Annotated in this window: 12 protein-coding genes; 3 read left to right on the top strand and 9 right to left on the bottom strand. The window is 59.5% G+C overall.

Annotated features, from left to right (window positions below; all coding sequences use genetic code 11):
- Window positions 1–21 precede the first annotated feature (21 nt).
- From atpG to AC1RTQ_RS23145, 7 genes are read right to left on the bottom strand one after another with little or no spacing between them, the layout of a single operon-like run.
- A complete protein-coding gene (gene atpG, locus AC1RTQ_RS23175; protein ID WP_302092972.1) occupies window positions 22–888 on the bottom strand; it encodes a F0F1 ATP synthase subunit gamma in 867 nt (288 codons plus the stop codon).
- 18 nt (window positions 889–906) lie between these two features.
- Entirely contained in the window at window positions 907–2,466 is a 1,560-nt protein-coding gene (gene atpA, locus AC1RTQ_RS23170; RefSeq protein ID WP_302092971.1) for a F0F1 ATP synthase subunit alpha, read from the bottom strand.
- A 45-nt stretch (window positions 2,467–2,511) separates the two neighbouring features.
- Window positions 2,512–3,051, bottom strand: coding sequence for a F0F1 ATP synthase subunit delta (locus tag AC1RTQ_RS23165; protein WP_302092970.1), 540 nt, complete (start codon window positions 3,049–3,051; stop codon window positions 2,512–2,514).
- Window positions 3,052–3,063: 12 nt separating this feature from the next.
- Entirely contained in the window at window positions 3,064–3,534 is a 471-nt protein-coding gene (locus tag AC1RTQ_RS23160; protein ID WP_003059375.1) for a F0F1 ATP synthase subunit B, read from the bottom strand.
- A gap of 35 nt (window positions 3,535–3,569) precedes the next feature.
- Window positions 3,570–3,821, bottom strand: a complete 252-nt coding sequence (gene atpE, locus AC1RTQ_RS23155; protein WP_003059376.1) for a F0F1 ATP synthase subunit C — start codon at window positions 3,819–3,821, stop codon at window positions 3,570–3,572.
- Between the two features lie 45 nt (window positions 3,822–3,866).
- On the bottom strand, window positions 3,867–4,730 hold the full coding sequence (gene atpB, locus AC1RTQ_RS23150; RefSeq protein WP_034372528.1) for a F0F1 ATP synthase subunit A: 864 nt from the start codon (window positions 4,728–4,730) through the stop codon (window positions 3,867–3,869).
- 13 nt (window positions 4,731–4,743) lie between these two features.
- Entirely contained in the window at window positions 4,744–5,211 is a 468-nt protein-coding gene (locus AC1RTQ_RS23145; RefSeq protein WP_019042020.1) for an ATP synthase subunit I, read from the bottom strand.
- Window positions 5,212–5,588: 377 nt separating this feature from the next.
- On the opposite strand from AC1RTQ_RS23145, the gene AC1RTQ_RS23140 reads away from it, so the two are divergent.
- The 3 genes from AC1RTQ_RS23140 to lipA are packed head-to-tail and all read left to right on the top strand — an operon-like array spanning window position 5,589 to window position 7,628.
- Window positions 5,589–5,906, top strand: a complete 318-nt coding sequence (locus AC1RTQ_RS23140) for a YbeD family protein (protein WP_003059380.1) — start codon at window positions 5,589–5,591, stop codon at window positions 5,904–5,906.
- 38 nt (window positions 5,907–5,944) lie between these two features.
- On the top strand, window positions 5,945–6,637 hold the full coding sequence (gene lipB, locus AC1RTQ_RS23135; RefSeq protein ID WP_492879236.1) for a lipoyl(octanoyl) transferase LipB: 693 nt from the start codon (window positions 5,945–5,947) through the stop codon (window positions 6,635–6,637).
- Between the two features lie 10 nt (window positions 6,638–6,647).
- On the top strand, window positions 6,648–7,628 hold the full coding sequence (gene lipA / locus AC1RTQ_RS23130; protein ID WP_003059385.1) for a lipoyl synthase: 981 nt from the start codon (window positions 6,648–6,650) through the stop codon (window positions 7,626–7,628).
- A gap of 396 nt (window positions 7,629–8,024) precedes the next feature.
- Here lipA and AC1RTQ_RS23125 read toward each other — a convergent pair whose 3' ends face one another.
- Together AC1RTQ_RS23125 and ptsP are read right to left on the bottom strand one after the other, a co-directional pair.
- On the bottom strand, window positions 8,025–8,207 hold the full coding sequence (locus AC1RTQ_RS23125) for a hypothetical protein (protein WP_492879215.1): 183 nt from the start codon (window positions 8,205–8,207) through the stop codon (window positions 8,025–8,027).
- 42 nt (window positions 8,208–8,249) lie between these two features.
- Complete coding sequence (ptsP, locus tag AC1RTQ_RS23120; RefSeq protein ID WP_304349912.1) at window positions 8,250–10,025, bottom strand: phosphoenolpyruvate--protein phosphotransferase; 1,776 nt, start codon at window positions 10,023–10,025, stop codon at window positions 8,250–8,252.
- Between the last annotated feature and the right edge of the window lie 43 nt (window positions 10,026–10,068).

The following is a 10,068-nucleotide window of genomic DNA, read 5'->3' as shown; positions in this document are numbered from 1 at the left end:
CTGTTTGTTCGTTAAAGCCGTTTACACAGCGGCTGCGCCTGCCACGATTTCCGACAACTCGGTCGTAATCGCTGCCTGACGCGTCTTGTTGTAGACCAGCTTCAACTCGCTGATGACGTTGCCGGCGTTGTCGGTAGCGGCCTTCATGGCCACCATGCGCGCCGATTGCTCGGACGCCATGTTTTCCGCAACTGCCTGGTACACGAGGGACTCCACGTAACGAACCAGCAGTTCGTCGATGACGCTCTGAGCGTCAGGCTCGTAGATGTATTCCCAGGATGCACCCGTCTTCTCGGCTTGCAATTTTTCGGACGACAGGGGGAGCAGTTGCTCCACCACCGACTCTTGCTTCATGGTGTTGATGAACTTGGTGTACGCAAGGTACACCGCGCCCAGCTTGCCTTCAGCATATTGGTCCAGCAACACCTTGACAGGCCCGATGAGCTTGTCGAGGTGAGGCGTGTCGCCCAAGCCTGTAGCGTGAGAGACCACCTTGGCACCGACACGGTTCAGAAAACCCAGTCCCTTGCCGCCAATGGCCACCGCTTCTGTCGCAATGCCCGCATCCTGCTGTTCGCGCAACTTGTTGGTGACGACACGCAACACGTTGGTGTTCATGCCGCCGCACAAACCCTTGTCGGTCGTCACCACGATGACGCCGACCTTCTTGGCATCGCTCACTTGCATGAACGGATGCACATATTCAGGGTTGGCTTCGCCAAGATGGGCTGCAATGTTGCGGATTTTTTCGCTGTATGGACGGGCAGCCAGCATCCGCTCCTGCGCCTTGCGCATTTTGGATGCAGCCACCATTTCCATGGCTTTGGTGATCTTCTTGGTGTTTTCCACCGATTTGATCTTGCCGCGTATTTCCTTACCTGCTGCCATGATGACTCCTCGCCGGTATTAAGCGAAGGACTTCTTGAATGCAGTAATGGCTGCAGTCAGTTCAGCTTCGTCCTTGCCTTCCTTGTCGAAAGCACGCTTTTCGTTCAGACGGTCCAGCAAAGCGCCGTGGCTGGTCTTCAGGAACTGGTGCAGACCAGATTCGAAGGGCAGCACTTGCTTGACTTCGATGTCGTCCATGAAGCCCTTGTTCACTGCGAACAGCGAAGAAGCCATCAGAGCGGTCGACAGAGGAGAGTACTGAGCCTGCTTGAGCAGTTCGGTCACGCGGGCACCGCGGTCCAGCTGCTTGCGGGTTGCCTCGTCCAGATCGGAAGCGAACTGCGCGAAGGCAGCCAGTTCACGGTACTGAGCCAAGTCGGTACGGATACCGCCGGACAGGCCCTTCACCACCTTGGTCTGAGCGGAACCACCCACGCGGGACACCGAGATACCGGCGTTGATAGCGGGACGGATACCGGCGTTGAACAGGCTGGTTTCCAGGAAGATCTGGCCGTCAGTAATCGAAATCACGTTCGTGGGAACGAAAGCGGACACGTCGCCAGCTTGTGTTTCGATGATAGGCAGAGCGGTCAGAGAACCGGTCTTGCCCTTGACTTCACCCTTGGTGAAGGCTTCGACGTAGTCGGCGTTCACGCGAGCGGCACGCTCCAGCAGACGGCTGTGGAGATAGAACACGTCGCCGGGGAAAGCTTCACGTCCGGGAGGACGGCGCAGCAGCAGCGAAACCTGACGGTAGGCCACAGCCTGCTTGGACAGATCGTCATAAACGATCAGAGCGTCTTCACCGCGATCGCGGAAATATTCGCCCATCGTGCAGCCGGAGTAGGCCGACACGTACTGCATGGCTGCCGATTCGGAAGCGGTAGCAGCCACGACGATGGTGTAGTCCATCGCGCCGGCTTGCTCCAGAGAGCGCACCACGTTCTTGATCGAAGATGCCTTCTGACCAATAGCGACGTAGATGCAGGTAACGCCCTGGCCCTTCTGGTTGATGATGGCGTCGATAGCGACAGCCGTCTTACCAGTCTGACGGTCACCAATGATCAGTTCACGCTGACCACGGCCCACGGGAACCATGGAGTCGATGGACTTGATACCGGTCTGCAGAGGCTGATCCACGGATTGACGTGCGATCACGCCAGGAGCGACCTTCTCGATCACGTCCGTCATCTTGGCGTTGATGGGGCCCTTGCCGTCGATAGGCTGACCCAGGGCGTTCACCACGCGGCCGACCAGCTCGGGGCCCACGGGCACTTCCAGAATACGGCCGGTGCACTTGACGGTGTTGCCTTCTGCGATGTGCTCGTAAGCACCCAGAATCACGGCGCCCACGGAGTCGCGCTCCAGGTTCAGCGCCAGACCGTAAGTGGGTTGACCGTCGGCGCCTGCGGGGAATTCCAGCATTTCGCCAGCCATCACGTCCGACAGGCCGTGCACGCGCACGATACCGTCAGTCACCGACACCACGGTGCCTTGGTTACGGACGTCAGTGCTAGCAGCCAGCCCTTCGATGCGGCTCTTGATCAGTTCAGAAATTTCTGCGGGATTGAGTTGCATGACTCTTTCCTTCTTTCTTGTGTGTTAGCCGAGACCTCAAGCGCATTACGCGGTGAGGGCCGCTTTCATTTGTTCCAGACGGGCCTTGACGGAGGTGTCCAGCACCTCGTCGCCCACCACGACGCGAACGCCACCGATCAGCGATTCATCGAGCTTCACGGTGAGATTCAGCTTGCGGCCAAAGCGCTTTTGCAGCGTGGCGCCAAGCTCGGCCAGCGCTGCATCCTCAATCGGGAAAGCGCTGTACACCACGGCATCCGAGGAGCCGCTCTTGCTGTTCACGAGGCTGCGGAACTGGGCTGCCACTTCAGGCAGCACGTCCAGACGGCCGTTTTCGAGGACCACATGCAGGAAGTTGCGTGCGGACTCGGGCAATGCCGACTTGGCCACACCCGTGACGAGATCGAACACTTGCGCGTCGCTCACGTTCGGGTTGTCGGCCAGTTGGCGCAATTGCGGGTTGGCGGCAATCGCCGCCAATTCCTCCACCCAAGCGACAGTGCTGTTCAAGTCTGCGCCCTTGTCGGCACAGGCTTTGAACAATGCTTCGGCGTAAGGGCGGGCAATGGTGGCGAGTTCTGCCATTTTTTGCTTTCCTTACAGCTCTGTCTTCAGACGGTTCAGCAGATCAGCGTGGATACCGGCATTGACTTCCTTCTTCAGGATCTGCTCGGCACCCTTGACGGCCAGCGCTGCCACTTGCTCACGCAGGGCTTCACGGGCAGCAATGGCTTGCTGGTCAGCTTCAGCGCGGGCAGCAGCAACAATCTTGTTGCCTTCTTCTGTCGCACGAGCCTTGGCTTCTTCAATGATGGCCTGGGCGCGGCGTTCGGCGTCCGCAAGCCGCGAAGCTGTTTCGTTGCGCGTCTGGGCCAATTCCTGCTCGACGCGCTTGTTGACAGCGGTCAGTTCGGTCTTAGCCTTGTCGGCAGCAGCGAGGCCATCGGCGATTTTCTGGGCTCGCTCATCCAGTGCCTTCGCGATCGGGGGCCACACGAACTTCATCGTGAACAGCGCCAGAACCAGGAAAACACCAAGCTGAACGAACAGGGTCGCGTTAATACTCACGGCAACACCTTTCTATTTAGGGCGTTGAACGGAGCTTAGGCAACCAGTTGGAAGGGGTTGGCGAAGGCGAACAGCAGAGCGATAGCCACACCGATCAGGAAGGCGGCGTCGATCAGACCAGCCAAGATGAACATCTTGGTTTGCAGTTCGTTGATCAGCTCAGGCTGACGTGCCGAGGATTCCAGGAACTTGCCACCCATCAGAGCGATACCGATCGAAGCGCCGATAGCGCCCAGACCAACAATCAGACCACAAGCCAGAGCGACGAGACCGAGAACGTTTTCCATGATGACTCCTAGGGATTAAAGAAAGGTTGAGTGAAAGAAAGGATTTCAGTGAGCTTCATGTGCTTGGCCGAGGTAAATCAGCGTCAGCATCATGAAAATGAAGGCTTGCAGGGTAATGATCAGGATGTGGAAGATCGCCCAGATCGAACCTGCAATGATGTGCCCCACGGGGAGCAACACACCGGAAAGCGACATGGCAGCCGCACCGCCCATCAAGGCGATCAGACAGAACACCAACTCACCAGCGTACATATTGCCGAACAGTCGCATACCGTGCGAAACCGTCTTGGCAATGTATTCAATGATTTGCATGGCCAGGTTCACAACACCCAGGATCACAGCAAACACGGGATTCTTCGAGGTACCGAACGGAGCGGTCACCAGTTCGTGAGCCCAGCCGCCCAAGCCCTTGATCTTCACGCTGTAGATCAGGCACAGCACCAGCACGCCGGTCGACAGACCCAGAGTGGTGGACAGGTCGGCGGTAGGCACGACACGCAGGTAGGCGTGAGAGTCGCCCTGGGCGGTCTGCCACAGCACGGGCAGCAGATCCACAGGCAGCATGTCCATGGCGTTCATCGCGAAGATCCAGACGAACACGGTCAGAGCCAGAGGAGCGATGAACTTGCGAGATTGAGCGTTGTGAATATTGGCCTTGGCCTGGTTGTCCACCATCTCGACCAGCATTTCCACTGCGGCCTGGAAGCGGCCGGGAACGCCGGAAGTCGCCTTGCGGGCAGCCAGCCAGAGGACGAACAGGCACAAAGCGCCCAGAGTCACACTCACGGCAATCGAATCCAGATTGAACACGGAGAAGTCGATGATGGACTTCTGCTTGATGTTCTGGAGGTGTTGCAAGTGGTGAACGATGTATTCACTTGCAGTTGGTGCGTGCGCTTCTGCGGCCATCGGTCAACTTCTCTCAAATATCAATCGGTTTTTGGACACTGGATCGCACCAGAAGCGCAACCCAATACGTTTTCATCACAACAATCAAGCCAACCAGCAGCGCCAGCCAGCTCAGGTCAGGTACCAGCTTGGGTGCCGCCGCCAACATGGCAATGCACAGCACCAGCTTCACCAGCTCCCAACCGAAAATCCCTGCCATGGCGCCACCGGCACCTCCCGGCCGCTGACGAACCACGCCTCTTGCAAACAGCGCCGCAGGCAGCACGACCGCCAGCGCTCCATACGCTGCCGACCAGCCTGCGGCTGCACGCCCCGTGATCAACCACGACAGCAAAGCCACGATAACGCCTACCAGCGTCTGAACCATGACGATGCGCCAGACCGAAACCTGCGGAAAGCGCGAACGCCACGCAGAGGCTTCTTGTGCAGTCAGGGGCTTGAAGTCTTCGACTTCGTCCTCATCCTGGAAATCAGCGGGCATGTTTGTCATGTTTTCTTTCACACCGCTGACCAGACAAGACTTTTTACAAAGCCTCTGATTATAAGTAAAAACCCCCGTCGTTAGATAGGGGTTGATACTGTCATGCGCAAAACGTCTTTGACAAGACCCGAGGGTTGTCGCCGAGTGACAACATTTGCCGCCCGCAGCTTTGGTGCGGCGCGAGTGTGCCTCAATTGAAAAACCTGATTGCCCTGAATTGCCTGCCTGCCCCCAGGGGCTTTGAAGGTTTGCAGGCTCTGGCCATCCATCGATTAGGCCCACGCACGCATGGCTGCGCGGTGTGGCGCACAATCTTTCTTACTCATTGACAGGCTGTTTCACCAACGGCAATTTTTCATTTCAGCCAAGGATTCTTCATGAGCGACACGCCCAACACCTCTGCCGCCAACGAGAACGGTCAGCAAGAAGACCCGCGCAAGGATTCGCTGATCGAGTATCCGAGCCAGTTTCCCATCAAGGTCATGGGTGTCAAGAATGAACATCTGGTGCATGAAATCACCAAGATCGCCGAAAAATTCGACCCCAGCTTTGACGCCAGCACAGTGGAGCTGCGCCCCAGCTCCGGCGGCAACTACCTGGGCGTGACCATCACCATCACGGCCACCAGCCGCGAGCAGCTGGACGATACCTACCGCGCACTGACCTCTCACCCCCTGGTGAAGGTCGTGCTGTGAGCGACAGCCCGATTGCTTCTGCCTTGTCCCCTGAACCCATGGACCTGCGCTTTCTCGGGCGCACCGGCTATGAAGCTGCGGTGGTCGCGATGCAGGAGTTCACGCGCACCCGCAACGCGAGCACGCGTGACGAACTCTGGATTTGTGAGCACTCACCGCATTTCACCCAGGGGCTGGCTGGCAAGACCGAAAATGTTCTGAACCCCGGCGATATTCCCGTGGTCGCCACCAATCGCGGCGGCCAGGTGACCTATCACGGCCCCGGTCAGGTGGTGGCCTATCCGCTGCTGGATCTGCAGCGCATGGGCTACTTCGTCAAAGAGTATGTGTACCGGCTGGAAGATGCGGTGATCCGCACGCTGGATCATTTCGGCGTTACCGGCCACCGCGTGGCAGGCGCGCCCGGCATCTATGTGCGCCTGGACGCCCCGCGCAGCCATGCCATGCTGGAGCAGCGCCCTCAGCACCGCGAAGCGGGTAGCCCGGCGCCCGAGCCGCATTTCGAGGGTCTGGGCAAGATTGCCGCCCTGGGCATCAAGGTCAGCCGCCACAGCACCTACCACGGAGTGGCCCTCAATGTCGATATGGATTTGGAACCTTATTTGCGAATCAACCCTTGCGGATACGCAGGGCTGAGGACGGTGGACCTTTCTACAATCGGCGTACAGACAACCTGGGACGAGGCCGCATCCGTGCTGGGCCGCCAGCTGAAGGCGCGTCTCTCACCCTGAAGGCAAGATCATGAGCACCAATGAAGTCGTGCGCGAAGCGCAGTCCGCCGAAAACTACAACCCGCTGGCCAAGCAGAAGGCTGCAGCCAAGCTGGCGCGCATCCCCGTGAAGGTGGAGCAGGCCGAAGTCCTGAAGAAACCCGAGTGGATTCGCGTCAAGGCCGGCAGCCCCAGCACACGCTTTTATGAGATCAAGGACATTCTGCGCAAGAACAACTTGCACACGGTCTGCGAAGAAGCCAGCTGCCCGAATATTGGCGAGTGCTTTGGCAAGGGCACGGCCACCTTCATGATCATGGGCGACAAGTGCACGCGCCGCTGCCCCTTCTGCGACGTGGGCCATGGCCGCCCCGATCCGCTGGACGTGAACGAGCCGCTGAACCTGGCACGCACCATTGCCGCGCTGCGCCTGAAGTACGTGGTGATCACCAGTGTGGACCGCGACGACCTGCGCGACGGCGGCTCGGGCCACTTTGTGGAGTGCATCAAGAACATCCGCGAACTCTCGCCCGAGACGCAGATCGAAATCCTGGTGCCCGACTTCCGCGGCCGTGACGACCGCGCGCTGGAGATCCTCAAGTCGGCCCCGCCCGATGTGATGAACCACAACCTGGAAACCGCGCCGCGCCTGTACAAGGAAGCGCGCCCCGGCTCCGACTATCAGTTCAGCCTGAACCTGCTCAAGAAGTTCAAGGAACTGCACCCCGATGTGCCGACCAAGAGCGGCATCATGGTGGGCCTGGGTGAGACGGACGAGGAAATCCTGCAGGTGATGCGCGACATGCGCGCCCACAACATCGACATGCTGACCATCGGCCAGTACCTGGCCCCCACCAACAGCCACCTGCCCGTGCGCCGCTATGTGCACCCCGACACCTTCAAGATGTTCGAGCAAGAAGCCTACAAGATGGGCTTCACCCACGCCGCCGTCGGCGCCATGGTGCGCTCCAGCTACCACGCCGATCAGCAGGCGCATGCCGCAGGCGTCTGAGCACCGAAGAAAATGCTCCCCCCAAAAGCAGCCCCACGGGCTGCTTTTTTCATGGCCACACGCAACAAGCAGTGCCGCACGCTCCAGGATTTGCCAAAAAAAAATAAAGCTCCTGAATAAGGAGCTTGATGCGCTTTTCCTGCAACGATTACAAGGTCATTTCATAGCAGGATCATTGCAGATCATGCGCTAAAAGCTATGAATTTTGAATAACTCACTGTTTGCATCGAAAAAACGCCTGGCTAACCGGCAAACCGCTGGCTGGCAAAAACGACTGCAGGCTGAACAGGCCCGACGAGTCGCCCCACGATGAAACTGAGCAATGCAGCACTTGATACCCCACCAGAGTCCTGCGCTGCAAGCTGGGGGGATATTAACATTAAATGAGAATCAATATCAATTAATTCCCACTTCCGACAAAAAGAAATCTGTAAGCACCTGTTTTACAGCCATTTCGCAACCGTTGGCACCTGTAGCCACAGCCGGCCTGGCGTGCGCTGCCAGTTGCTGCGCAAGCGCTGCATCTCCCAGCACCGGCTCAAGCGCACGGGCGATTTCCTGCGAATTTGCGTAATTCATCCATCCCTTTTTTGCCTGCCTTGAGGTCGTTCCCTGGCTTCTTCAGGGTGCCAGCATCTGCGCCGGGCATTCGCTGACCAGCACCTCGCTGGCCCAGGGTGCAAGCTTGCTGCAGTCCGAACGCAGCACCTCCTGCTTGACGGCCAGAATCTGCGCAGGGTGCATGGAAAAGCTGCGCAGGCCCAGGCCCAAAAGCAGCCGGGTCATGCTCAGATCGCCCGCCATTTCGCCGCAAACGCAGACTTCCTTGCCTGCCGCATTGGCTGCGGCGATGACCTCGGCCACCAGCCGCAGCACGGCAGGATGCATGGGGTCGTAGAGATGGGCCACGGTTTCGTCGGCACGGTCGATGGCCAGCGTGTACTGGATCAGGTCGTTGGTGCCGATGGACAGAAAGTCGAAATATTGGAGAAAGCTGCGCACCGTCAGGGCGGCCGCCGGGATCTCGATCATGGCACCCAGCTTGACCGGCCCGTAGGCGATGCCGCGCACATCGAGTTCATGCTGCGCCTGGCGCAACTGGGCCAGGGTCTGCTCGATCTCGCTGCGATGGGCCAGCATGGGAAACAGCAGCTTGATCTGCCCATGCGCTGCGGCGCGCAAAATGGCGCGCAGCTGGGTGCGGAACATGACGGGGTCGGCCAGACTCCAGCGTATGGCACGCAGGCCCAGCGCGGGGTTGAGGTAGTAGTCCTTGGGCTGAGCCTTGTCCAGCGGCTTGTCGGCCCCCACATCCAGCGTGCGGATGGTGACCGGCATGCCTTGCATGCCGTCGATGGCCTCGCGATAGGCGCGGTACTGCTCCTCTTCCCCAGGCAGATTGCCGCTGCGCCCCATGAACAGAAACTCGGTACGGAACAGCCCCACCCCGACTGCGCCAGCACGCACGGCAGCAGCTCCGTCGCTGGGCTGCTCGATATTGGCCAGCAGCTCCACCTTCTGCCCATCCATGGTGAGGGAGGGCGTGTAGCGCAGACGGGTCAGACGCTCGCGCTCCAGTTCGGTCTGGCGCTGGCGAAAGCTGTACTCCGCCAGAATGATGGGCGTGGGGTCCACGATGACCACGCCCTCGTTGCCGTCGATGATGACCCAGTCATCCTGGCGAATCAGCTGGCTTGCGGCCCGCGCACCCACCACGGCCGGAATGTCCATGCTGCGTGCGACGATGGCCGTGTGGCTGGTCTTGCCGCCCACGGCAGTGATGAAGCCCGCAAAGACCTTGCTCTTGAACTGCAGCATGTCCGCTGGCGACAGATCTTGTGCCACCAGCACCAGCGGGGTTTCCGTGGTGACATCGAGTGGCAGCTGCTGTCCATCCGCGACGAGCGTGGCGCCAGCCGGTGCCAACGGGGGCACAACCTGCGCTATCGGACTGGCCGCGCCCTTCATGTGGCGCAAAATGCGCTCCACAACCTGCTCCAGATCGGCCTTGCGCTCGCGCAGGTACTCGTCGTCCATCTCGTCGAACTGGCGCGAGACGATTTCCAGCTGCGTGGTCAGCGCCCATTCGGCGTTGTACAGCCGCTCCGAGATCCAGTTTCGGATGGCCTCGGCCAGTGCCTGGTCCTGCAGCAGCATCAGATGCACATCGAGCAGCGCATCCAGCTCTCCGGGCGCATCCTTGGGCATTTCTTCCTGAAGCCGGCGCAGCTCGTCAATCACCGCATTGCGTGCCGTGCGGGCACGCTGGATCTCCGACTCCACCTGATCGGGCCGGATGAAGTAATGCACCACCTCCATGCGACTGGAGGCCACAACGACCGCGCGCCCGATGGCAATCCCCCGGGAGACGGCCAGGCCGTGGATGGCAAATGTCATAGCGAATGCCCCTTCGCGAATTTCGCGATTGCTTTTTGCTTGC

This window comes from Comamonas sp. GW821-FHT11H03 (assembly GCF_058807955.1).
Note: the sequence above shows the minus strand (reverse complement) of the source record. Positions and strands in the feature narration are given on the sequence as shown.